The sequence below is a fragment of the Microvirga sp. P5_D2 genome, from assembly GCF_054049475.1.
Window position 1 is genome coordinate 1 of record NZ_JBFUMH010000013.1, and the last position, 22,790, is coordinate 22,790.

A 22,790-nucleotide genomic window follows, 5' to 3' on the forward strand; every position below is an offset into this window, starting at 1 on the left:
ACCATCCTTTCTTCGGCATGAAGTACGAAGGCAGGACCTACGATACGGGCTCGAAGATCGGCTTCCTCATGGCGAATGTCGCCTATGCGCTGGAGCGCGAGGAGCTCTCGGCCGACTTCCGCAAGGAACTCGAGGCGCTGCTGCGCCAGAAGTAACCGGGTTTCAGGGTTACTCATGGCCGCTCCGATATGCTAAAGGGGCGGCCATGGCACTCGTAAAACCGATCTCCGAACAGTCCGATCCCGCCGTCGCCTCGGCTCTCCGCACCCTTGCGACGGAGCGGGAGGGCTTGTCCATCCTGATGGATTCCATCGGCAACGGGCTCGGCGGGCCGTTCACCGCCGCGGTTGAGAAGATCGCCGCCGCCAAGGGCCGCGTCATCGTGACCGGCATGGGCAAGTCCGGCCATGTGAGCCGCAAGATCGTCGCAACACTCGCCTCCACTGGCACGCCCGCCCATTACGTCCACCCTGCCGAGGCCAGCCATGGCGATCTCGGCATGGTGCAGGCCGAGGACGTGATCCTCGCCCTGTCTTGGTCGGGCGAGACGACGGAGCTTGCGGACATCATCGGCTATGCCAAGCGCTTCCGGGTGCCCCTGATCGCCTTGACCTCGAATGCGGATTCGACCCTGGGCCAGGCCGCCGATATCTGCCTGGCATTGCCCAAGGTAAAAGAGGCCTGCCCCAACGGGCTGGCGCCGACCACCTCTACCACGATCCAGCTCGCTCTGGGCGATGCCCTGGCGGTGGCGCTTCTGGAAAAGCGCGGCTTCACGGCGGAGCATTTCCGCGTGTTCCATCCCGGCGGCAAGCTCGGCGCGCGGCTCAAGCTGGTGCGCGACATCATGCACAAGAACGAGCGTCTGCCGATCGTCGGCATCGACGCCCGCATGGATGAGGCCATCGAGGAGATCGGCCGCAAGGGCTTCGGATCGGTGATCGTGGTCAATCCCGACGGCACGCTCGCCGGCATCGTCACCGATGGCGATCTGCGCCGTAACCTGCGCCCCGATCTCGGCACCCTCCCCGTCACCGCGATCATGACCCGCACCCCGCGCACCATCGCGCCGGATGCTCTCGTGGCCACCGCCCTGGAGATCGAGGAAACAGCGCGGATTACCGCGCTGATCGTGGTCGATCACGGCAAGCCGGTGGGACTGGTCCACTACCTCGACCTGCTGCGAGCCGGAGCGGCTTAAAAAGCCTCAGACGATCAGGAAATCGCTGAGCACCAGAGCGGCCTTGTTGGACAAGGTCGCGATGTGAACCTGCGCCTCGGGTCCGGTGCCGTCCGGATCATAATAAAGGTTGCCTTTGGCCTTGTGATAGATGATCCGGTCCTCGGCATCCGCCGCGCTGGCGCCAAGCCGGAAGGCATCCGCCTTCAACTTTCCCTTCGGGCCGATGGCGGTAAAGACCGACTGACGAAACTGGAACGTGTCGTCTTTCGAGGAGAAGTCCTTGATGATGTCGAGATCGGCAGCGGTCGACATGAATGTGAAGATGAAGGTGTCTTTGCCGACGCCGCCGGTCAGCGTGTTGCGGCCAGCACCGCCGGCCAGCTTGTCGTTGCCTTCTCCGCCATTGAGCTTGTCATTGCCGTCGCCGCCATTGACGTTCTCCGAGACCTTGCCGCCCAGATAGGTATCGTTGCCGCCGAGAAGATCGACCTTGCCATAGATGAAGCCCTTGCGGGTATCGAGATAGTTGTTGCCCTCGCCCATGATGACGCCACCGCGAATGGTGCCGCCATTGGTGAAGCGAGAAGTATCGAGATAGAGAGCCATGTCACATTCCTTGGTCTGAAGTATCCGAACCTCTTGGCCCCATATGGCAGGGGCCGCGCTGCGACATGTTACTATGTTATATATTCCTGATTTTCTACGAGAAATTGTCCGCCTGCACGGATAAAGTGACGCGCCCTTACGGATCGTCCACCACGAGTGTCGTACCATCGACCCGCACGACGCGGACCTTGGCGCCCGCGAACCTGTCTGCGCCGGTGACGCGCCAGGAGCTGTCATCTACCCGGACCCGTCCCTCCCCATCCTTGATCGGTGTCTCCAGCGTGAAGACGCGCCCGACGAGGGCTTGGCCGCGCTGATTGAGCGGCGACGATTGCGCCTCCGACTGCGCGCCTGAGCGCGTGATCCAGCGCCCCAGAATCACAGCCGCCACCGCGAGCAGGGCGAAGACGAGGGATGCCGCCTGCCAGGAAAGCCCAAGCAGCGCATCGAACAATCCGGTCGCAAGAGCCGCGAGGCCGAGCCACAGGAAGAAGATGCCCGGCGCCAGAAGTTCGACGCCGATCAGCAGAAGGCCGAGGATGATCCAGGCCCAGGCTCCGAGGCTCGTAAACGCATCGGCGATCATGGGCGCTCCGTTCCGCCCGTGACGGCGGGAACCGTCCGCGAAGGACGGGCCGCCGAGCCGCTTTCCCCGCCGAACACGGATTTCGTCAGTTCCGCGATGCCGCCAAGCGTGCCGGCAAGGCCCGCGGCCTCGATGGGCACGATCACCACCTTCTGGTTCGGCGCGGTGGCGATGCTGCGGAGGGCATCGATGTATTTTTCCGCCACGATGAAGTTGGCGGCTGCAAGGTCGCCGCGCGTAATCGCATCGCTGACCATGGAGGTGGCCTTGGCCTCGGCTTCCGCGAGACGCTCGCGCGCCTCCGCATCGCGGAACGCTGCTTCCTTGCGGCCTTCCGCCGAGAGGATCTGCGATTGCTTCTCGCCTTCCGCGCGCAGGATCTCAGCCTGCCGCAATCCTTCCGCCTCCAGCACGGCGGCGCGCTTCTCGCGTTCGGCCTTCATCTGGCGCGCCATGGCGCCGGCCAGATCCTGCGGCGGGAGAATGTCCTTGATCTCGACGCGCGTGACCTTCGCGCCCCAGGGCGAAGCGGCCGCATCCATGACACGCAGCAGGCGCTCGTTGATCTCGTCGCGATGGGACAGAAGCTGGTCGAGATCCATGGAGCCGACCACCGTGCGGATGTTGGTCATGGTCAGAACCAGAAGCGCCTGGCTCAAATCCGATACCTCATAAGACGCGCGAGCCGCATCGAGCACCTGATAGAACGCGGCGGCATCGATGGTGACGCCAGCATTGTCACGCGTGAACGCTTCCTGGCTCGGAATGTCGAGCACCTGCTCCATGACATTCACGCGCTTCCCGATCTGGTCGATATACGGCACGATGAGACCAAGGCCCGGCGTGAGCGTGCGTGAATAACGCCCGAAGCGCTCCACCGTGTAGGCATAGCCCTGCGGCACGGTCCTCACGCCCATGGCGATCGTCACCACGACGACGAGCACGAGAACGATTACGAAGATATCAAAGCCAGTAAACAGCATTCACTTCCCCAGGCAACGAACAAGCAACGGAGTTGCAAGGGGCTCAAGCTAGCTGAAAGTGTAGAGGCCGCCTAGGTCGTCCGCCAGCATTTAAACGATGGGTAGCTGCTTCCTCACTCTGCACGTCATCACCGGCCTTGTGCCGGTGATCCCGATGGCTTGAAGCGCGGCGCTTTTCGCATCGGGATGGCCGGGACAAGCCCGGCCATGACGAAGAGCGAAAATTGGACGCGGGAATTCAAGTCGCTTCAAATCCACCCCTGAAGTTCGCGCTCGACGATGTGGTTGATCACGCGCATGCCGTCATCGCTGTCGTTGAGGCACGGGAGATAGGCAAATTCCTCGCCGCCGTTGTGCATAAAGATTTCGCGGTTCTCGCCGTCGAGTTCTTCGAGCGTTTCGAGGCAATCGGCGGAAAAGCCGGGAGCTACGATGGCCATGCGTTTCACGCCGCTTTTCGCCAGCGCCTCCACGGTCTTGTCCGTGTAGGGCTGGAGCCACTCGTCCGGGCCGAAGCGAGATTGGAAGGTCAGGCGGAACTTGTCGGCCGGCCAGCCGAAGGCCTCGCGCATGAGGCGCCATGTCTTCACGCATTGGCAGTGATAGGGATCGCCTTTCAGCAGATATTCCTTCGGCACGCCGTGGAAGGAAACGAGGATCACTTCCGGCTCGAAGGTGAGCTTGGCGAGGTTCCTCTTCATCGAGGCTATGACGGAATCGATATAGACCGGGTCGTCGTGATAAGGCGGCGAGACGCGCACGCTCGGCTGCCAGCGCATGTCCATGAGCGCGCGGAAGGCCTGATCGCAGGCGGTGGCGGAGGTCGCCGCCGCGTATTGCGGATAAAGCGGCACGAGGAGAATGCGGTCGCAGCCCTGGTCGAGCAGCGCCTGGATGCGTTCGCGCACCTCCGGCTTGCCGTAGCGCATCGCCCAATCGACGGTGACCTTGTCGCCCGCGATGTTCTTGATATGCGCGGCGACCTTCTCAGCCTGATTGCGGGTGATGGTTTTCAACGGACCCTCGTCGCGCTCGTTGTTCCAGATCGAGGCGTAGTCGCGCCCCTTCGGCCCGGGGCGCTTGGTGAGGATGATCAGGTTGAGAATCGGCCACCACAGGAGACGCGGGGTCTCGATCACGCGGCGGTCGGAGAGGAACTCCTTGAGGTAGCGACGCATCGGCCAGTAGCTCGTGCCCTCGGGCGTGCCCAGATTGAGGAGCAGTACGCCTATCCGGCCCGACCGGGCAGCCGGATGGTCCACCGGGCGCACGATCTCGCTCCATTCCGCTACGCTCACTCGCTCATTCATCGAAAAGACCCTTGGAAAAGCCCTTTGGCCGCGAAGCCCGGCTCGGGCTCCGCTCATTGGATTTGGTCTAGATAGTGGCTTTTGCACCGTGACGCCAACGGGACAAAGCATCACCTCCGTATTTTACCGGAGAGGCTTCTACACCGGCGGGCTCAGGCTCGCAGTCGCCTTGATGGGCGCGTCGATGGAAACGCGCAGGCCCGTCGGGTCGTAATCGACCTTGACCTCGGCATTGAGCTGGGTCGTGAGAACCCGATGCAGGAGGCGGGAGCCGAAGCCCTGCCGGCCCGGCTGCGCGACGCGCGGCCCGCCACGCTCCACCCAGGACAGCGACAGCCGCCGGTCATCGCCCTCCCCGTGCTCGGTCCACATGACCGAGACCCGCCCGGTGCGGATGGAGAGCGCGCCGTATTTCGCGGCGTTCGTCGTGAGCTCATGGACGGCCATGCCGATGGGAACGGCGATCTCCGAAGGAAGCTTCACATCGGGTCCCTCCAGCTCGATCCGCTCGCCCTTCGCATCGTTGTAGGGGATGAGTTCCTTCTCCAGGATCTCGCGTAAGGAAGCGGTCTGCCACAGGGCTTCGGTGAGCAGGGAATGGGTATTCGCGAGCGAGATGATGCGCCCGACGAAGGCCTTGTAGAATTCCTCGATGCTCGATGTGGAGCGCGCCGTCGCGCCCACCACCGCCTGCACCGTCGCGAGCGTGTTCTTGACCCGGTGATGCAGCTCGCGGATCAGGAAGGATTGCTGGTTCTGCGCCTGCCGGCGCTCCTCAATCTCATGCTGCGCCTCCTGATAGAGGCGGCCGTTCTCAAGCGCGATAGCCGCCTGCGCGGCAAGGCCCGTCACGAGGCGCTCGGCGCGCTCGGTGAAGGCTGCCGCCTTCTCATGGGCGAAGAGAAGAACGCCGTAGATCTTCCCCGTCCGCGACGAGACGGGAACCGCGAGCATGCTGCGGATTCGCGGACGTCCCTCGGACGAGCTTTCCTGGGTCAGATATTGCCCGTGGTCTGGGTCCACGGAGATGTCGTCGATCCGGATTGTGCGGCCATGCCCAAACACCGCCTCGCAGATCTTCTCCACGGCAAGGTCGGAGAAAGCGGCCCGCGCCCCGCCCGGCGCATAATGGCCGTAATGCACACCCGGTCTACCATCCTCGTTGGGGGAAACGGAATCCGCGCCCGAGAAGAAGACGCCGGTCTGCGCGCCGGTCAGCAGCACGGCGGCCTCGACCACGTTCTCGACGATGCGTTCGATATCGAGCTCGGCGGCCAGCGCCCGACCGGTGCGATTGAGAACTTCGAGCGCCGCCGTCTCCGCCTTCAGCTCCCCGGTGCGCAAAGATACCTCGCGCTGGAGCAGGGCCTCGGTGGCGGCCTGCTCATAGAATTGCTGATAGGCCAGGGATGTCAGCGCCAGCAGCGCGACGAGGGCGATGAGCGCGAAGGCGCCATAGAGCCGCATCTGAATGGTCCAGGGACCCCAATAGGCATCCTCGGGCATGCTCACATTAATGTAGAGCGGCATCGCGTCGACGCGGTGAAAAGCGCCCATCCGCTCCTCGCCCCGGCTCAGGAAGGCATAGGAACCGGACAAGGCGTTTCTCGCCACTGCCTGATCGAAGGCCGCCTTGTCGATGGGAAAGAATGTCAGCCCGTCCTGCGGCGCGGGATATTGCGCGATCACCCGCGCGTCCGAGCCCCTGAGAAGCGTGATCCGCGTGCCTTTCGGCATGCGCAGCTTGCCCCAGTACTCGTTGAAATAGGACTGCGCCACCGTCACGGAGGCGATGCCCTCGAAGCTGTTGTTCGGCCCCTCGATCCGGCGCGTAACCAGAAAGCTCGGTTCCTTCGTGATCATCCCGACCATCGGCTCGCCGATGACGAGACCCTGATTTGAGCGGGCCTGGATGGCGAATGCATCGCGTCCGGCCACGCTGGCATTCGGCGCGGGGAACACGAGGGATGTCAGGCGCAGCTTGCCGGTCGCATCGTTGAGCCAGACATTGTTGACGTAAGGCAGAGCATCCTTCACGGAGCGCAATTGCTGCCAGAGCGCCTCCGAGGCCTGAACCTCATCCCAGCTCGTGCCCGCGACGAGGCCGATGGTCTGCTTGAGGGTGAGGTCCGTCACCTCCAGGAGGCGCGCCGTATGATCCGCCAGGAAATAGGCGTTGCCTGCGATATCTTCCTGGTTGCGCTCGATGAGGCGGTTGCGCTGCTCCCAGGCGATATAACCGAAGGTGAGGAGAATGAACGCTACGCCGAACAGCCCCATGACCAGCGTCATGCGCCCGCGCGACAGAGAGCGGCGGCGCTTTCGGGTCAGGGTCGTCGGTTCTAATCGGGTCGGGGCCTGCAATGACACTTCGCTTCAATGCCGGGTTTTGGCCGGGATTCGGTCTGAGCGGCCAACATGGCACAGGCTCGACGATTGATGGAGGGGAAAATTACCCTCAAAAAGAAGGACGCCGAGACCCGGGTGAGCCTCGGCGTCCATTTTCATCGCGAATCAGCGAAGGACGACGCGGCCTTCGACCTTCGGGGAGACCTTGCCGGCTTTAGTGATGTACTCGATCACCTGGCTCGCCATAAGCTGGCTGGCCGAGACATCGATAAGGGACTTGCCCTCCGTCAGGGCGCGGTAGCCGTCGCCGCCGCGGGCCATGAAGTCGTTGGTGGCGAGCTTGTAAGTCTTGATCGGATCGAGCGGCTCGCCGTTGATCTTGACCGACTTCACGCGGTTGCCCACAGGCTCCTTCACATCGACCTCGGCCACGATGCCGGAGACCTGCGGGAAGCGTCCGCCGAGCTCACGCACCTGGCTGACGCCATTCTCGAGAGCCGCCTTGATGTGCTCGCCCTTGATCTCCAGCAGAACGGTGGTGTTTCCGAAGGGCATTTCCGCCAGGATGTTGCGGCGGGTCAGCTTCTGGCCGGCCTCGTACTGCTTGTCGGCGCGCAGGCCGCCGCCATTGGTGATGGCCACATCGGCACCGACAGCGGCCTTGAGGGCATCGGCCACGAGGTTGCCCATGGCGGCCTCGCCTCCACGCACCGTGGCGCGGCGGCTGTCGAGCGGGGTCTCGGTGAGGCCGATCTCCACATCGAGCTCCTTGGACAGCTTGTCCTCATAGCCCTTCACGACGCTCTCGATCTCCGGATCGGGCTTCACATTCGTGGTATCCACGATGCGGAAGTTCGGGGTCCAGGTGACCGTAGTCTTGCCGTCCTTCGTCGCCTTCGTCACGGCAAGCTCGGTGACCGTGACGTAGTTGGCCTGGGATTCGGATTCGGTGAGCGTGACCTTGCCGTCGTAGAAGGCGAGCAGGTGCTCGTCATGACCGCCGATGATCACGTCGACCCCTGCCGAGCGGGCGATGATCATGTCCACTTCGAGCGGGGTATGGGCGATGGCGACCACGATGTCGGCGCCGTTGCCGCGCAGTTCCTTTGCCTTCGAGCGCGCCGTATCGATAGTGGAGGAGAACTTGATGGTGCCGGGGCTCGACGCGATCGGCGTATCCTCGGTGGTCAGGCCGAAGAAGCCGATCTTGATGCCCTGGACCTCGATGACCTTGTCGGCCTTGGTGTTGGCCGGCAGGCCGTTGCCGTCGACGATGTTGGTGGCGAGCACGTCGAACTTGGCCTCGGCCATGCGCGCGCGGAAGGCTGCGTCGCCGAGATCGAATTCATGATTGCCCGGGGCCATCGCATCGACGCCCATGCGGTTCAGGATGTCGATGACATGCGCGCCCTTGTCGAAGCCCGACATCAGCGAGGGAGAGAGGGTGTCGCCCGCATGGATGAAGAAGGCATTGCCCTTCGCCTTCTCTTCCTTGACCACCGTCGCCAGCTTGGCAAAGCCGCCACGGCCCTTCTCGGGGCTCATGCGGTCGATGTCATTGGTTTGGACGAAGCGGATGGTCACCGCTTCCTGAGCCAGGGCCGTGCCGGACAGAAGCACGGACATTCCAAGAAGACCGGCGCGGAGCGCAGCGGAGGGTCGGCATTTAAGCATCGTCAGAGGTCCTTGATCGCGAGCGGGCTCACATTAGCCATACAGAGCCTAGACCGGCAACGTGTCACAAAGGCAACAATCTGTCGATGTTCCCACAGCCCAGCTCGGCTGGCACAGAATGATGCCTTTTTCGGCGGCTGCGACTAGAAGGGAGGGCGACACTTTCGATGCCCGCGTATCTGACCCAAAGGCACCTCTCTCCATGACCGGCCCCATCACGAAAGCCCTGGCGGATTTCCGCAAAGAGAAGCATGCCGCCGGTTGGACCAAGCTCCCCTTCTTCCGGGACGGCAGCGCGGAGGCCGTTGCCGCGAAGGTGGACGCGATGATCGCCTCGGGCGGCGAGGTTCTGCCGCCGCCGGATGCGGTGTTCACCAGCATGCGCCTCACGCCCCTCGACAAGGTCAAGGTGGTGGTGCTGGGGCAGGACCCCTATCCGACGCCGGGCGATTCCCACGGGCTGGCCTTCTCCTATCGCGGCGCAAGGCGGCTTCCCGCATCGCTGCGCACGATCCTTGCCGAGATGGCGGAGGATCTGGGCCATCCCATGCCGAAATCCGGCGACCTGTCGAAATGGGCGAAGCAGGGCGTTCTCCTCATCAACACCGCGCTCACCGTGGAGGCGGGCAAGTCCGGCGCCCATATGAAATTCGGCTGGTCGAGCCTGGTGGATCAGGTCCTCAGTGCGATCTCTGCCCAGCAGCCCGCCGTTGCTTTCCTGCTCTGGGGCGGACCTGCGCGAAAGCGGGCGGTTCTCGTCGATCAGGCAAAGCATCTCGTGATCGAATCGGGGCACCCCTCCCCGCTCAATCGCCTCAACGACTTTCGCAAGACGCGCCCCTTCAGCCGCGCCAATGCGTGGCTCATAGAGAAGGGACTTGAGCCAGTGGATTGGCGGCTCGATACGTAAGCCTCCATCAACAGCCTTGCCGGAGGCCTGCTTTCGGGTTTAGGTCTCCCGCATCGAAAACGGCGCTCTCGCAGGCCAGATGCCGCGTGCGCCTGGAGGTCAGCATGACGGAATCATTGTTCGGACGCGTCGAAGCCTTTGCGGGCGATCCCATCCTCTCGCTCAACGACAGCTTCAAGGCCGATCCCCGTACCGAGAAGGTCAATCTCAGCATCGGCGTCTACACGGACGAGAAGGGTCGCATTCCGACACTTGGCTCCGTGAAGGCAGCTTACGAGCGCGTCGGCTTTTCGGAGCGTCCCTATCTGCCCATGGATGGACATGCCGGCTATCGCGAAGGCGTGCAGAAACTGGTCTTCGGGGACAAGCACCCGGCCCGTACCGAGAAGCGCATCGCGACGATCCAGACCATCGGCGGTACGGGCGCGGTCGGCATCGCCGCCGACTTCCTCGCCAAGCATACCCCCGGCCGCACGGTTCTCGTCAGCGACCCGACCTGGGAGAACCACCACGGCCTGTTCCAGCGCGCGGGCTTCAAGACGGCGACCTATCCCTATTGGAACAAAGCCACCAAGTCCGTCGATTTCGACGGTATGGTGAAGGCGCTGAAAGCCGCCGAATCCGGCTCCATCGTGGTGTTGCAACCCGTCTGCCACAACCCGACCGGCGTCGATCTTGACGAGAAGCAACAGGCAGCCATCACCGATGTGCTCGTCGCCAAGGGCCACATTGCCGTGTTCGACATGGCCTATCAGGGCTTCGGCGAAAGCCTTGAAGCCGATGCCGCCTTCGTGCGTCGCTATGCCGAGCGCGCAAGCTGCCTCGTGGCGAATTCATTCTCCAAGAATTTCTCGCTCTACGGCGAACGCGTCGGCGGCCTGAGCGCCGTCTGTCAGAGCCAGGACGAGGCCGAGCGCGTGCTGGGCCAGTTGAAGCTCGCGGTACGCCGCAGCTATTCGAGCCCGCCGATGATGGGCGGCCTCCTCGTCGCGACTGTTCTCGGCAACGATGATCTTCGCGCGCAATGGATCCGCGAAGTCGATGAGATGCGCATCCGCATGGATTCCGTGCGCAAGCTTCTCGCCGAGCAGATCCGCGCCTTGTCGAACGAAGTCGATGTGGGTTTCCTGCTGAACCAGCGCGGCATGTTCAGCTATACGGGCCTCAGCGTGCCGCAGGTCCGCACCATGCGCGAGCGCGATGGCGTCTACCTCGTGGAATCGGGCCGCATGTGTGTGGCTGGTCTCAACGAAGAGAACGCACCCAAGGTGGCAAAGAGCTTCGTGGATGTGAGCCAGGGCTAAAACGACAAGCGGTCATCCCGGACGGCGTAAGCCGATCCGGGATGACGTTTTTTGAAGCCTTACTCCGCCGCAATCGGTAGCGGCTGAGGATCCGTGCGGAACTTGGCGAGGAGATCCGCCTCTTCCTTTTTGGCGATCTCCAGATTCCGCTCCTTGATGTGGCCGAAGCCGCGGATCTTTTGTGGGATGTTGGCAAGGCCGACCGCTGTTGCGTGATTGTCCGCCTTGAGCTTCGCGACGATCTCGCCGATGCGACTCTCGAACTCACGGATGAGCTCACGCTCCATGCGCCGCTCATGGGTGTAGCCGAACACATCGAGCGGGGTGCCGCGCAGGCTCTTGAAGTTTGCCAGAACGCGGAATGCCTTCATCATCCACGGCCCGAAGCTCATCTTCTTCGGAACGCCGGTGACAGGATCCTTCCTGGCGAGCAGCGGCGGCGCAAGGTGGAATTCGTAACGCAGGTTCTCGCCCTCGAAGCTTGAGGCGACCTGACGCTCGAAATGGCCGTCGGTGTAAAGACGTGCCACCTCGTACTCGTCCTTGTAGGCCATGAGCTTGAAGAGCGAACGCGCCACCGCATCGGTGAGTGCGGTCGAGCCTGGAACGACGCTTCCTTCAACCTCGCGAATGCGCTGAACTTGCGTGCGGTAGCGCTGGCCGTAGCGCTTGTTCTGGTAGGCGGTGAGGAACGCCACGCGCCGCTCGATCACCTCGTCCAGCGTCTCGGAGATCTTTAGCTCGTCGTTCGGGGCTTTTAGCGCGCTCATCATGGCAGCGACGACGCCGGGCTCCGCAGCAGCACGGCGTCCCCAGGTGAAGGCGGAGAGGTTCATTTTCACCGCTTCGCCGTTGAGCTCGATGGCCTTCTCGATAGCCTCGCCTGAGAGCGGCACGCGGCCTGCCTGATAGGCAAAGCCTAGCATGAACATGTTGGCCGCAATCGAATTGCCGAGAAGCGCAGTTGCGATTGCGGTCGCGTCCACGAAGTTGACGCCATCAGCGCCGGCCGCGCCCTTGATCGCGCGCTTCAGGCGCTCGGTGGGCAGCGAGAAATCGGCATTGCGCGTGAACTCGCCGGGCATCACCTCGGCGGTGTTCACCACGAGTGCTGTCTGCCCCTCCTTAACGGAGGCCAGCACCTTCTTGGTGCCTGTCACCACAAGATCGCAGCCGAGCACGAGATGCGCGGATTCCGCGCTCACGCGGATGGCGTGAATATCGTCCTGATGGTTGGCGAGGCGCACATGGCTGTAGACCGCGCCGCCCTTCTGCGCGAGGCCGGCCATGTCGATCATGCCCATGCCCTTGCCTTCGAGATGCGCCGCCATGCCGAGGATCGCGCCGATGGTGACGACGCCAGTGCCGCCCACACCTGTGACGATCACGTTGAAGGTGCGGTCGATGGCGGGGATTGCCGGGTCGGGCAGCGGCTTGAACGTCACGCCGTCCGTCGAGAGTGTTTCCGGCGCGGCCTTCTTCACCTTGGCGCCATGCACCGTCACGAAGGACGGGCAGAAGCCGTTCACGCAGGAGAAGTCCTTGTTGCAGTTCGACTGGTCGATCTGGCGCTTGCGCCCGAACTCGGTCTCCACCGGCTGCACGGCCACGCAGTTGGACTGCACGGAGCAATCGCCGCAGGCCTCGCAGACGAGATCGTTGATGATGACGCGCTTGTCCGGATCGGGGAACTCGCCGCGCTTGCGGCGGCGGCGCTTCTCGGAGGCGCAGGTCTGGTCGTAGATCATCACCGTCACGCCTGGGATGGCCGCAAGCTCCCGCTGCACCGGTTCGAGTTCCGAGCGGTGATGGATCGTCATGCCTGACGGCCAGCGGATCTCCTTCGGGTATTTGTGCGGTTCGTCGGTGACAAGCGCGATGCGCTCCACGCCTTCCTCGCGCACCTGCCGGGCGATCATGTCGACGGTGAGCTTGCCCTCGTGCGGCTGCCCGCCGGTCATGGCGACCGCGTCGTTGAAGAGGATCTTGTAGGTGACGTTGGTCTTGGTATCCGCCGACCAGCGCAGGGCCAGGATGCCGGAATGGTTGTAGGTGCCGTCACCGAGATTCTGGAACACGTGTCCGCGATTGGAGAACGGCGCCTCGCCGATCCAGTTCGCGCCCTCGCCGCCCATCTGCGTGAAGCCGTCGGTGGAGCGGTCCATCCACTGCACCATGTAATGGCAGCCGATGCCCGCATAGGCGCGCATGCCCTCGGGCACCTTGGTGGATGAGTTGTGCGGGCAGCCGGAGCAGAAATGCGGCACGCGGGTCGCCACATCGCCGGTCGTGGCGAGAATTTCCTGCGCATGGCGAAGCCGCGCCACGCGGCCACGCAGATCGTCGTTGTTGTGGTACGCGAGCAGTCGCTCACCGATCGCGATGGCGATGTCGTTGGGATCGAGCGCGCCCTTGACGGGGAGGAGCCAGTTGCCGGTCTCGTCCTTCTTGCCGATGCAGAGCGGCTGGTTCGCGGTGCCGTAAAGCTCCTCGCGCAGCTGCACTTCGATGAGGGAGCGCTTCTCTTCGACGACGATAACCTTGTCCAGCCCTTGCGCGAATTCCAGAAGCTCGCGCTGCGAGAGCGGCCAGGGGCATGCCACTTTATAGAGGCGAAGGCCCATGTCGTTCGCCTTCACCTCGTCGATGCCGAGTTCGTCGAGCGCCTGGCGCACATCGAGATAGGACTTGCCGACCGTGATGATGCCGATCTTCGGATTGCGCCCACCGGAGAGAACGATGCGGTTGAGATTGTTCGCGCGCACGAAAGCCAGCATGGCGTCGCGCTTGAAGTCCTGAAGCCGCGCTTCCTGATCGAGCACCCCGTCGCGGTTGCGGATGTTGAGGCCGCCCGGCGGCATGGTGAAGTCATCAGGAATGATGATCTTCACGCGGTCGAGCGAGCCGTCGACGGAAGACGTGGACTCGATGTTGTCCTTCACGCACTTGAACGCGACCCAGGTGCCGCAGAAGCGGCTCATGGCGTAGCCGTACTGGCCGTAATCGAGAATCTCCTGAACGCCCGCCGGGTTCAGGATCGGGATCATCACATCGACGAAATGGAATTCGGATTGGTGCGCGACGGTGGAGGATTCCGCCGTGTGGTCATCGCCCATCAGCGCCAGGACACCACCATGCTTGGAGGAGCCGGCCATGTTGGCGTGGCGGAACACGTCACCGGAACGATCGACGCCGGGGCCCTTGCCGTACCAGAGGCCGAACACGCCGTCATACTTGCCATCGCCGCGGATCTCGGCCTGCTGCGAGCCCCACACGGCGGTCGCCGCCAGTTCCTCATTGAGGCCGGGCTGGAACACGACGTTGGAGGCTTCAAGCCATTTCCGGGCGCGCCAGAGGTTCTGGTCCAGGCCGCCGATGGGGGAGCCGCGATAGCCGGAGACGAAGCCCGCCGTGTTCAGGCCCGCCAGCCTGTCCCGCTCGCGCTGCATGAGCAGCATGCGGATGACGGCCTGCGTGCCGGTAATGAAAACGTGATCCTTCGACAGATCGTATTTGTCGTCCAGCGTAACGCTACGAAGCGCCACATGACCTTCGGCCATGCCGTTCCTCCTTGGAAACTGGTCCCAAAGCCGGTTTTCCGGTTCTTCTTGGTTTTATGATTTATGTCAGTAATGCTGACATAATCCCCCAATGGCGTCAATCAAGCGATTCTAAAGTAGGGCCTTCGTTTTGCCTCCATTAACCATGATCCCTCATGATCCCGCTCCCTTGAGGCTTCCGGCGCCCGCCGGAAGCGCAGCGATTGAAGACAACACATGATACGCCGTCTGGGTCTCACATTCTGCCTTGCCGCCCTCCTGACGGGCATGGCGCTGCCGGCCTCGGCCCATCCGCATGTGTGGGTCACCGCCAAGGCGGAGATCGTCTTCGGACCCGACAGGAAGGTGACGGGCGTCCGCCACCACTGGACCTTTGATGAGGCCTATACAGCCTATGTGACGCAAGGCCTGGACAGGGACGGCGACGGCAAGCTCTCACCGGAGGAGCTTCAGACACTGGCCGATGAGAATGCGGGCTCTCTGGAGGAGTTCGAGTATTTCACCATCCTGAAGGCACGCGGCAAGCCTCAGACCTTCGACGCACCGCGCGAGGCGCGCATGGTCATGGACAACACCAAGGTCACCATGTCCTTCCTGCTGCCCCTCAAGGTGCCTGTGGCCTCCGCGGGCCCGGTCGCCATCGAGATCGAGGATCCGACCCTGTTCGTCTATTTCAGCCTGTCGGACGGACAATCCTCCGTCAGCCTCGCGGGTGCGCCGGAAGGTTGCCTGACCACCATCGCCAAGGCGAAGGCGCTCGACGCCACCATGCAGCAGATCCTGCAGGATGAAGGCGCGCTTCAGGCGCGCCCCGGGGATTTCGGCGTGGAATATTCCAACAAGGCCATCATCGCATGTCCGTGAGTTTCCAACCCTTAGCCCTCCCCGATTCCACACAGGGGCAGCTCTGGCGGAGGCTCGGCCTCATGGCTTTGGCTGTCGCAGGCATCGCCGCTCTGATGGCCGTGCTCGGCCTGTGGCTCGGCCCCATCGGCACGCCCGCACCCCGCAGCCCCTTCGGCATGGGTATCCGCGAGGCCGCGCCAAGCGGCGATATCGGCGCCTGGATCCTGTCGGTGCAATCGGGCTTCTATGCCAGCCTGCAGGCAGGCGTGCGAGACCTGAAGGAGAACGGCGCATTCGGTTCGCTGCTGCTCGTTGGCTTTGCCTATGGCGTGTTCCATGCCGCCGGGCCTGGGCACGGCAAAGGCGTGATCTCGGCCTATCTGGTGGCGGACGAAAAGGCGCTGCGCAAAGGCCTGCTGCTGAGTCTTGCCGCCGCGTTGGTGCAGGCGGTTGTCGCCATCCTCATCGTCTGCACGGTAAGCCTCGTGCTGCGCGCCACCGCCTCCACCATGAATAGGCTCGCGATGAATGTGGAGCTTGTGAGCTTCATCGCCGTCGCCCTGCTGGGTCTCGTGATCACCTGGCGCAAGGCCGGGAAGGTGCTAGGCGTCTTGGCGCTCGCCCGCAATCCCTTCGCATCTGTACAGGAGGAAGGCTGCGATCACGTCCACATGCCGCCGCCCGAGGAGCTGAGCCGCCTCACCCGCTGGCGCGACATGGCGGGCGTGGCTCTTGCCGCCGGCATCCGCCCTTGCGCAGGTGCACTCATCGTGCTCGTGTTTTCCCTGTCCCAAGGGCTGTTCGCGGCCGGCATCGCCGCCACCTTCGCCATGGCACTCGGCACCGCACTTACCACCAGCGCCATTGCGGCGCTCGCGGTCTTCTTCAAGGCTCTGGCTTTGCGGATCGCCGGCGGGCGCGGTGCCTCGGGCGCCGTCGCCATCGCGGGCCTAGAGCTTCTGGCGGCCGCCTTCGTGCTGGTGCTGGGTTTGAGCCTGCTCTACGGCCTTTGGACGACCAGCTAGGATCGGCTACCGCTGCGCTTCGAATGCCATCTTCATGGCGAGGCCGCCCAACACCGTGCCCATCAGCCATCGCTGCATCATCATCCAGCGAGGGCGGGTGGTCAGGAACACGGCAATCGACCCGGCCATGACGGCGATGACCGAATTCACGCCGACGCTGATGACGATCTGGGTAAAGCCGAGCATGATCGATTGCGTCAGAACGCTGCCCTGTTCCGGGCTGATGAACTGGGGCAGCAGCGACAGGTACATCACGGCGATCTTCGGGTTCAGCAGGTTCGTGATGAGACCCATCATGAACAGCTTGCGCGGGCTGTCCTTGGGCAATCCCTTGACCTGGAAGGGCGAGCGTCCGCCCGGCCTGACGGCCTGCCACGCGAGGTAGAGAAGATAGGCCGCTCCGCCGAAACGCAGAGCATCGTAGGCATAGGGCACGGCCAGCACGAGCGCCGTAATGCCGAAAGCTGCACAGAGCATATAGACCACGAAGCCGAGAGCCACGCCTGCGAGCGAGATCAAGCCGGCCACGCGCCCCTGGGAGATGGAACGCGACACGAGATAGATCATGTTCGGCCCGGGCGTCAGCACCATTCCAAGTGCGATCAAAGCGAAGGCGACGAGACTCGATGTTTCCGGCATGCATGCGCTCCTCGAATTGATCCTATATCGGACTTCGCATCTAAAGTCCCATCGCCTCTCCATCCGAGCGCGGATCGTGCACCGCCTCGACCCGCCCGTTTCGCGGATGCCTGACCAGCATGCCCGCATGGCCCATCAGATCGGCATAAGGCTTGCCCAATTCCTGGACCGGATGGCCATAGCTCGAGAGCGCCCTTAAGGTGCTCGGGTCGAAGCGATCCTCCATCTTCAAGGTCGCAGACGGCGCCTTCCAGCTTTTGCCGAAGAGCCAGCGTGGCGCGTCCACCGCATCGGCGAGGCCCATGCCGAAATCGGCATAACGCGTAAAAATTTGGGCAAGGATCTGCGGCTGCCCCTCCCCGCCCATGGTGCCGAAGGAGAGCACACGCCCATCGTTGAACACGGCCATGGCAGGGTTGAGGGTATGGAAGGGCTTGCGGCCCGGCTCCAGGGCCCGGATGCTTTTCGGATCGAGCGAGAAGCTCAAGCCCCGATTGTGCCAGTGGATGCCGGTGGCGGGCAGCACGCAGCCGGAGCCGAAGGCCCAATAGACCGACTGGATATAGGAGACCGCGAGACCATCCTTGTCGATGCAGCCCATCCAGATTGTATCGCCTTCCGCCGGGCGCGGTGGATAAGGCGCAGCGCGGCGGGCCTCGATCATCGCGGCCTCCTGCTCGAAGACCCTTGAGGTGAGCAGCGACGCGGGATCCTCCGTGAGATCGCGGGGATCCGTCACGACCCTGTCGCGGATGGCGAAGGCCCGCTTGGCGGACTCGATCAGCCCATGGTGATGCTCCGGCGTCTCGCCGCGCTGGACGTCCAGGCGTTGGAAGATGCCGAGAAGCAGCAGCGTCGCGAGTCCCTGGCTCGGCGGCGGCAGATTGTAGATTGTGGAATGCTCAAGCGCGACGGATAGAGGCTTCACTACGCGGGCCTGATAGGTCTCCACGTCCTTACGGGTGATAGGCGCGCCGATCCGCTCCAGATCGGCGGCGATCTCGCGGCCCACATCGCCGCGATAGAAATCTCGCAAACCCGCATGGGACAATCGTTCGAGGGTCTCGGCGAGTCTGGGCGCGCGGCGCATTTCCCCGACAGGCGGCAGCTTTCCGTCCGTCAGAAAAGCCTCTGAGAAGCCGGGCGCGGCAAAGAGCGCCTCCTGCTCAAGAAGCGCATTGCGTCCCTCGGCCGCGCCGACGGCATAGCCCTCGCGGGCAAGACGAATCGCATCGCTCAGGAGCATATCGCGTGGCAACTGACCGCCCAGAGCCTTGGCCAGTTCGAGCGCGAGCCCCCAGCCGCTTACCGCGCCGGCAACGGTCAGCGCCGCGTCCGGTCCTCGGGGCGGCACGGCATCATACTCCTTGTCCCGGTAGCGCTTGATCGTCGCGAGCGACCCGGCAGGGCCTGAGGCATCGAGGGCATGGACACGCCCTTTAGGCTCCCGCACCAGCCAGAATCCGTCCCCGCCAAGGCCGTTCATGTGCGGGTAGACGACCGCGATCGTCGCCGCCATGGCTACCATGGCTTCCACAGCGTTTCCGCCAGCGGCCAGGATCATCTGGCCGGTCTCGGCGGCGAGCCGGTGGGGTGCCGCGACGGCAGCAGTGGAGAAGACGGGGGTTTCGGGCATTGGCTCGATCAAAAACGCGACAGAATGAGATTTCCGGCAAACCTTGCACCGGAGGGGGCGTTTAGGGTAGTCCCTTCCGGAAGAGAATGGAGTAATCGAACCGTGGCTCAGGCGAAAAGCACCAACTGGCGCAACCTCATCACCATCATGAGCATCATGGTCCTGGTCGGGGCCGAGGTGTTCGGCGTGGCGATCTCGGCCGGCTGGGCCATCGCGGGCCTGCTCGAACTCGGCGACGTGGTGGGCTACGCCCTCATGGGCCTCTTCAGCCTGCTGGCGATCTACTTCCTCGTGAATCTCTGGCGCCGCTGCGTCGCGGTGGAGCCCCTGGCTCATTAAGCTCAGGGACTGCTTTTACACACCTTCATCACGACAGGGTCAGCCTCCGGCGGCACATAGGCCTCCATGGGGCGGCATTGCCCATCGATGCAGATCCGCCAATCCGCCGTCGCCCCTGAGCGGCGCATGACCACCTCGGCTTGCGGCGGCACCTTCGGCTTCCAGACGTAAGACCCGTCGACGAGCCTTGCCTCCGGCGGCGGCTCCATGCCCGCGCCCGAGCCCTTGACCCGCGCTTCCACGATTTCGAGCCCGGCGGGCGTCGCGCGCCAATCCTCTTCCCACACGATTTTTTCGACTGAATGGGTCCAGGCCAGGGTCATCGCACCGATCATGAGCGGCGCGACGACCTTGCCTGCCAGGAGGCAGATCATCAGCCGGGAACCATCGCCGTCGGAGCCTTGCGGATTTTCCAGACATGGTAGCCGACGAAGAGGGCCGAGAGGAGGAAACCGATCTCGTCTGTGAGCGGGACCGCCGCCACGAGAAGAGCGGCGGCAGCCGTGGCCCAGAGCCGCTCCCACCAATTCAGGGGTTTCAGGAAATACCCGATGGAAGCCATTCCCCATAGCGCCATGGCGAGCGTCGCCTTGAGCACGATATAGACCACCGCGAACCAATAGCTCACGCCTTCGAGACCCGGCACGGGCTGCAGCATCAGGGTCGGATCGTACACGGCCATGTAGGGCACGACGAAGCCGGGAAGCGCGATCCTGACCGCCTGCACGCCGATCTTGAGGCCCGATTCCTTCGCCATGGGTGCAGCCGCGAAGGCCGCGAGCGCGACCGGCGGCGTCAGGTCCGCCATGATGCCAAAATAGAACACGAACATGTGCGAGACGATGAGCGGCACATCGAGTTGCAGAAGGATGGGTGCTGCGAGCGACGAGGTAATGATGTAGTTCGGGATCGTCGGGATGCCCATGCCGAGGATCAGGCTGAAGACCATCGTGAGCACGAGGGCCGCGAAGATGTTTTCCTTGCCGATTGAGATCATCCATGTGCCGACGATGGTGCCGAGACCCGTCAGTGTCATGGTGCCGATCACGATGCCGACAACCGCGCAAGCCAAGCCTACGGGAAGCGCCTGCCGTGCGCCGTCCGCCATGGCATCGACGCACGCTTGAAGCGTGATGCGCCCACGGCCGGAGAAGGCGTTCCACAGGGACAAGGCCGCGACGACGAGAACGACAAGCGTCACGCTCGATGCGAGCGAAAAGGCTGACAGAAGCGCAAGACCGATCCAGAACGCCACGCGCAAGGCAGGAACCGCGAGCCCTGCCACGATGGCCGTGCCGAGGATCAGCGCCACGGTGAGAGACAGGCCGACGGCACCCGCGAAGAGCGGCGTGTAGCCGGTGAAGAGCAGGTAGACGAGAACGGCGAGTGGCGCGATGAGGAACCACTTCGTCTTCAGCTCGGTCCAAGCATTCGGCAGCTCGGTTTTCGGAAGGCCCCGCAAGTTACGCTTGCCGGCTTCGAGGTGAACCGCGAGATAGCAGGCCGCGAAATAGAGCAGCGCCGGAATGATCGCGGCTTCCACGATCTTCGAATATGGAACGTCGATGGTCTCGGCCATGATGAAGGCCACCGCGCCCATGACCGGCGGCATGATCTGCCCGCCCATGGAGGACGTCGCCTCGACGCCGCCCGCGAAGGCGGAGGAGAAGCCGAAGCGCTTCATCAGCGGAATCGTGAACTGGCCCGAGGCCACCACGTTGGCGACGCCGGAACCGGAGACAGTGCCCATGAGTGCGGAAGACGCCACGCAGACCTTGCCGGGCCCGCCCTGCTTGTCGCCGAACACCGCCATCGAGATATCGTTGAAGAAGTCGATGACGCCCGCCTTCTCCATGAAGGCTCCGAACAGGATGAACAGGAAGATGTAGGTCGCGGAGACCAGCGTCGGCGTGCCGTAGATGCCTTCCGTTCCGAAGGCCATGTGCTCGATCACCTGATCCAGCGAATAGCCGCGATGATCGAGCGGCGCGGGCAGGTAATTGCCGAACAGGCAATAGGCCAGGAACAGGCCGGCGACGATAGGAAGAGCAGGCCCCATTACACGCCAGACGAGATAGAACAGGATCACGAGCGCCGCGATGCCGCTGATGAGATCGCCCGTCGTCATATCGCCCGCGCGGATCACCAGATCATTGTAGAACGCCCATTGATAAAGGCCGACCGCGAAACCCGCGAAGCCGACGATCCATCCCGCCAGACGCACGGTCGAAGAGCCGGAGCGGTGATTGGCGACCATGGCGCCCGCCACGAGGCACAGGAAGCCCACATGGATAGCGCGCACGACCTGGCTCGGCACACTGCCGCCGAACCAGAGGATGAGCCCGAACGCCACCGCAAGCGCGAGCCAGCCGAGGATGCCGTCGAGTACGCTGCGGCCCCGCGCAGCAAGCACGATCATCCATGCGGCCCAGGCCGCCATGACGACGAAAATAATCTGGAACAGGCTCACGCCGAGAAAGAACGGCTGGTCGAGCGGAATGCCGAAGGAGGTGACGATCTGGAACGTGGAGAACGACACTGCGATCCAGAACAGGAGTCTGCCCCAGAACCCTTCGCCGAAGCTTTCCGGCAGGCCATGCTCCGGATTCACGCTCTCGGAGGGCGCCTCCATCTGGGCGAGTTCGGATGTGTTCGCACTCTGGCTCATGGCGCGGCGTCTCCTGGCAATGCTTGTTGTTCTTGTCGTTCAAAAAAGAAGCCGGAGCAGTTCACCTGCCCCGGCTCCGATGTAAATCGGCCGAAGGGTTTAGGAGCCCTGCTTCTTCACGCCCTTCTCGTCGAAATAGCGCTGCGCGCCCGGATGCATAGGCACCGGCATGCCGGAGAGAGCGCTCTCAAGCTTGATGTCCTTCGCGGCGGCGTGCGCGGCCGCGAGATCGGGCAGGCTCTCATAGATCGCCTTGGTCATCTGGTAGACGGTCTCGTCCTTCATGCCGGAATGGGTGACGAGATAGTTCACGACGGCCGCCGTCTGCACGGGCGCGGTCTGGCCCTCATAGGTGCCGGCCGGGATGGTGGTCTTGATGTAGGGAGTGCCCACCTTGTCCACGATTGCCGCGGGGATTTCCACCACGACGATCGGCACCGAGGTGGCGAGATCGCGGATCGAGGACACGCCGAGGCCTGCCGATTGCAGGGTCGCATCGAGCTGGCGGTTCTTCATGAGTTCGACGGATTCGCCGAAGGGCAGGTACTCGACCTTGCCGAGATCCTTATACGACAGGCCCGCACCCTGGAGGACCGCACGGGCATTGAGCTCGGTGCCGGATTTCGGCGCGCCGACGGACAGGCGCTTACCCTTAAGATCGGCAAGCGACTTGATGCCCGAATCCTTGGTCGCCACGATCTGGATGTAGTTGGGGTAGATGGCGGTGATGCCGCGCAGCTTGTCCTGCTTGGACTTGAACCCGGCCTCCTCGTCGCCCGCCCAGCCCATGGCCAGGCTGTCGCCGAGGGTGAAGCCGATCTCACCCTTGCCCTGCTGCAGCAGGGTGAGGTTTTCCACCGAGGCCTTCGTGGCCTGGACGGAGGGGCGCGAGCCCTGCACCTTTTCCGTGAAAACCTTGGAGAGAGCCACGCCGAGCGGGTAATACACGCCCGAGGTGCCGCCGGTCAGCACGTTGATGAAGTCTTGCGCCTGGGCCGGAACGCTGGCACCCGCGAGGGCAAGAGCGGTGGCGGCGCCCATGAGGCGGCGCATGATGGAACGATGCATAGGCGTACTCCCTTATTTTTCGGCACTGAAGTAACAGTGCCTGTGTGTGGCCCTAGTTTTGGCTGCTGACGAAGTTTTCTCAAGAGGCTAAGAGGGRCTTAATC

The 22,790-nt window shown here is 63.5% G+C and carries 18 protein-coding genes and 1 pseudogene; 7 read left to right on the forward strand and 12 right to left on the reverse strand.

Annotated features, from left to right (window positions below; genetic code table 11):
* A pseudogene (locus ACXJKO_RS06545) lies at positions 1-155 on the forward strand (UTP--glucose-1-phosphate uridylyltransferase); the annotation flags it as partial.
* A 50-nt stretch (positions 156-205) separates the two neighbouring features.
* Positions 206-1,201 carry a KpsF/GutQ family sugar-phosphate isomerase gene (locus ACXJKO_RS06550; RefSeq protein ID WP_457090284.1) on the forward strand — a complete coding sequence of 332 codons (996 nt, stop codon included), beginning with the start codon at positions 206-208 and terminating at the stop codon, positions 1,199-1,201.
* Between the two features lie 6 nt (positions 1,202-1,207).
* On the opposite strand, the gene ACXJKO_RS06555 is transcribed toward ACXJKO_RS06550, so the two are convergent.
* The 6 genes from ACXJKO_RS06555 to ACXJKO_RS06580 form a co-directional block, all read right to left on the reverse strand.
* Entirely contained in the window at positions 1,208-1,789 is a 582-nt protein-coding gene (locus tag ACXJKO_RS06555) for a hypothetical protein (RefSeq protein WP_457090285.1), read from the reverse strand.
* Positions 1,790-1,925: 136 nt separating this feature from the next.
* Positions 1,926-2,375, reverse strand: coding sequence for an NfeD family protein (locus tag ACXJKO_RS06560; protein ID WP_457090286.1), 450 nt, complete (start codon positions 2,373-2,375; stop codon positions 1,926-1,928).
* The gene (locus ACXJKO_RS06565; protein ID WP_457090287.1) at positions 2,372-3,358 is read right to left on the reverse strand and encodes an SPFH domain-containing protein; all 987 of its coding nucleotides are present in this window, start codon (positions 3,356-3,358) and stop codon (positions 2,372-2,374) included. The genes ACXJKO_RS06560 and ACXJKO_RS06565 overlap by 4 nt, the downstream gene beginning before the upstream one ends.
* A 248-nt stretch (positions 3,359-3,606) precedes the next feature.
* Positions 3,607-4,668 carry a ferrochelatase gene (gene hemH / locus ACXJKO_RS06570; protein WP_457090288.1) on the reverse strand — a complete coding sequence of 354 codons (1,062 nt, stop codon included), beginning with the start codon at positions 4,666-4,668 and terminating at the stop codon, positions 3,607-3,609.
* Positions 4,669-4,806: 138 nt separating this feature from the next.
* Complete coding sequence (locus ACXJKO_RS06575) at positions 4,807-7,038, reverse strand: HWE histidine kinase domain-containing protein (RefSeq protein WP_457090289.1); 2,232 nt, start codon at positions 7,036-7,038, stop codon at positions 4,807-4,809.
* Positions 7,039-7,182: 144 nt separating this feature from the next.
* Entirely contained in the window at positions 7,183-8,691 is a 1,509-nt protein-coding gene (locus ACXJKO_RS06580) for a bifunctional metallophosphatase/5'-nucleotidase (protein WP_457090290.1), read from the reverse strand.
* Positions 8,692-8,893: 202 nt separating this feature from the next.
* Here ACXJKO_RS06580 and ACXJKO_RS06585 point away from each other — a divergent pair, with 202 nt between their 5' ends.
* On the forward strand, positions 8,894-9,601 hold the full coding sequence (locus ACXJKO_RS06585; protein WP_457090291.1) for a uracil-DNA glycosylase: 708 nt from the start codon (positions 8,894-8,896) through the stop codon (positions 9,599-9,601).
* 104 nt (positions 9,602-9,705) lie between these two features.
* A complete protein-coding gene (locus tag ACXJKO_RS06590; RefSeq protein WP_457090292.1) occupies positions 9,706-10,905 on the forward strand; it encodes an amino acid aminotransferase in 1,200 nt (399 codons plus the stop codon).
* Positions 10,906-10,964: 59 nt separating this feature from the next.
* On the opposite strand, the gene ACXJKO_RS06595 is transcribed toward ACXJKO_RS06590, so the two are convergent.
* On the reverse strand, positions 10,965-14,465 hold the full coding sequence (locus ACXJKO_RS06595) for an indolepyruvate ferredoxin oxidoreductase family protein (RefSeq protein WP_457090293.1): 3,501 nt from the start codon (positions 14,463-14,465) through the stop codon (positions 10,965-10,967).
* A gap of 216 nt (positions 14,466-14,681) precedes the next feature.
* Here ACXJKO_RS06595 and ACXJKO_RS06600 point away from each other — a divergent pair, with 216 nt between their 5' ends.
* Both ACXJKO_RS06600 and ACXJKO_RS06605 read left to right on the forward strand, forming a co-directional pair.
* The gene (locus ACXJKO_RS06600) at positions 14,682-15,329 is read left to right on the forward strand and encodes a DUF1007 family protein (RefSeq protein ID WP_457090294.1); all 648 of its coding nucleotides are present in this window, start codon (positions 14,682-14,684) and stop codon (positions 15,327-15,329) included.
* Positions 15,320-16,336 (forward strand): nickel/cobalt transporter, encoded by a 1,017-nt coding sequence (locus ACXJKO_RS06605; protein ID WP_457090295.1) that lies wholly within the window; start codon positions 15,320-15,322, stop codon positions 16,334-16,336. The genes ACXJKO_RS06600 and ACXJKO_RS06605 overlap by 10 nt, the downstream gene beginning before the upstream one ends.
* A 6-nt stretch (positions 16,337-16,342) precedes the next feature.
* Here ACXJKO_RS06605 and ACXJKO_RS06610 read toward each other — a convergent pair whose 3' ends face one another.
* The gene (locus ACXJKO_RS06610; protein ID WP_457090296.1) at positions 16,343-16,975 is read right to left on the reverse strand and encodes a LysE family translocator; all 633 of its coding nucleotides are present in this window, start codon (positions 16,973-16,975) and stop codon (positions 16,343-16,345) included.
* Positions 16,976-17,015: 40 nt separating this feature from the next.
* Positions 17,016-18,611, reverse strand: a complete 1,596-nt coding sequence (locus ACXJKO_RS06615; RefSeq protein ID WP_457090297.1) for a gamma-glutamyltransferase family protein — start codon at positions 18,609-18,611, stop codon at positions 17,016-17,018.
* Between the two features lie 147 nt (positions 18,612-18,758).
* Here ACXJKO_RS06615 and ACXJKO_RS06620 point away from each other — a divergent pair, with 147 nt between their 5' ends.
* Positions 18,759-18,950 carry a hypothetical protein gene (locus ACXJKO_RS06620; protein WP_457090345.1) on the forward strand — a complete coding sequence of 64 codons (192 nt, stop codon included), beginning with the start codon at positions 18,759-18,761 and terminating at the stop codon, positions 18,948-18,950.
* A 2-nt stretch (positions 18,951-18,952) separates the two neighbouring features.
* On the opposite strand, the gene ACXJKO_RS06625 is transcribed toward ACXJKO_RS06620, so the two are convergent.
* From ACXJKO_RS06625 to ACXJKO_RS06635, 3 genes are all read right to left on the reverse strand, one after another.
* Entirely contained in the window at positions 18,953-19,324 is a 372-nt protein-coding gene (locus ACXJKO_RS06625; protein ID WP_457090298.1) for a DUF1850 domain-containing protein, read from the reverse strand.
* On the reverse strand, positions 19,324-21,618 hold the full coding sequence (locus tag ACXJKO_RS06630; RefSeq protein ID WP_457090299.1) for a TRAP transporter permease: 2,295 nt from the start codon (positions 21,616-21,618) through the stop codon (positions 19,324-19,326). Before ACXJKO_RS06630 ends, ACXJKO_RS06625 begins: the two co-directional genes overlap by 1 nt.
* 99 nt (positions 21,619-21,717) lie before the next feature.
* A complete protein-coding gene (locus ACXJKO_RS06635; protein ID WP_457090300.1) occupies positions 21,718-22,686 on the reverse strand; it encodes a TAXI family TRAP transporter solute-binding subunit in 969 nt (322 codons plus the stop codon).
* Positions 22,687-22,790 lie beyond the last annotated feature (104 nt).

What these genes read in the sequence shown, in the direction of transcription:
- ACXJKO_RS06550 (WP_457090284.1), top strand. Translation starts at nt 206, where the DNA reads ATGGCACTCGTAAAACCGATCTCCGAACAGTCCGATCCCGCCGTCGCC.
- ACXJKO_RS06555 (WP_457090285.1), bottom strand. Translation starts at nt 1,789, where the DNA reads ATGGCTCTCTATCTCGATACTTCTCGCTTCACCAATGGCGGCACCATT.
- ACXJKO_RS06560 (WP_457090286.1), bottom strand. Translation starts at nt 2,375, where the DNA reads ATGATCGCCGATGCGTTTACGAGCCTCGGAGCCTGGGCCTGGATCATC.
- ACXJKO_RS06565 (WP_457090287.1), bottom strand. Translation starts at nt 3,358, where the DNA reads ATGCTGTTTACTGGCTTTGATATCTTCGTAATCGTTCTCGTGCTCGTC.
- hemH (WP_457090288.1), bottom strand. Translation starts at nt 4,668, where the DNA reads ATGAATGAGCGAGTGAGCGTAGCGGAATGGAGCGAGATCGTGCGCCCG.
- ACXJKO_RS06580 (WP_457090290.1), bottom strand. Translation starts at nt 8,691, where the DNA reads ATGCTTAAATGCCGACCCTCCGCTGCGCTCCGCGCCGGTCTTCTTGGA.
- ACXJKO_RS06585 (WP_457090291.1), top strand. Translation starts at nt 8,894, where the DNA reads ATGACCGGCCCCATCACGAAAGCCCTGGCGGATTTCCGCAAAGAGAAG.
- ACXJKO_RS06590 (WP_457090292.1), top strand. Translation starts at nt 9,706, where the DNA reads ATGACGGAATCATTGTTCGGACGCGTCGAAGCCTTTGCGGGCGATCCC.
- ACXJKO_RS06595 (WP_457090293.1), bottom strand. Translation starts at nt 14,465, where the DNA reads ATGGCCGAAGGTCATGTGGCGCTTCGTAGCGTTACGCTGGACGACAAA.
- ACXJKO_RS06600 (WP_457090294.1), top strand. Translation starts at nt 14,682, where the DNA reads ATGATACGCCGTCTGGGTCTCACATTCTGCCTTGCCGCCCTCCTGACG.
- ACXJKO_RS06605 (WP_457090295.1), top strand. Translation starts at nt 15,320, where the DNA reads ATGTCCGTGAGTTTCCAACCCTTAGCCCTCCCCGATTCCACACAGGGG.
- ACXJKO_RS06610 (WP_457090296.1), bottom strand. Translation starts at nt 16,975, where the DNA reads ATGCCGGAAACATCGAGTCTCGTCGCCTTCGCTTTGATCGCACTTGGA.
- ACXJKO_RS06615 (WP_457090297.1), bottom strand. Translation starts at nt 18,611, where the DNA reads ATGCCCGAAACCCCCGTCTTCTCCACTGCTGCCGTCGCGGCACCCCAC.
- ACXJKO_RS06620 (WP_457090345.1), top strand. Translation starts at nt 18,759, where the DNA reads ATGAGCATCATGGTCCTGGTCGGGGCCGAGGTGTTCGGCGTGGCGATC.
- ACXJKO_RS06625 (WP_457090298.1), bottom strand. Translation starts at nt 19,324, where the DNA reads ATGATCTGCCTCCTGGCAGGCAAGGTCGTCGCGCCGCTCATGATCGGT.
- ACXJKO_RS06630 (WP_457090299.1), bottom strand. Translation starts at nt 21,618, where the DNA reads ATGAGCCAGAGTGCGAACACATCCGAACTCGCCCAGATGGAGGCGCCC.
- ACXJKO_RS06635 (WP_457090300.1), bottom strand. Translation starts at nt 22,686, where the DNA reads ATGCATCGTTCCATCATGCGCCGCCTCATGGGCGCCGCCACCGCTCTT.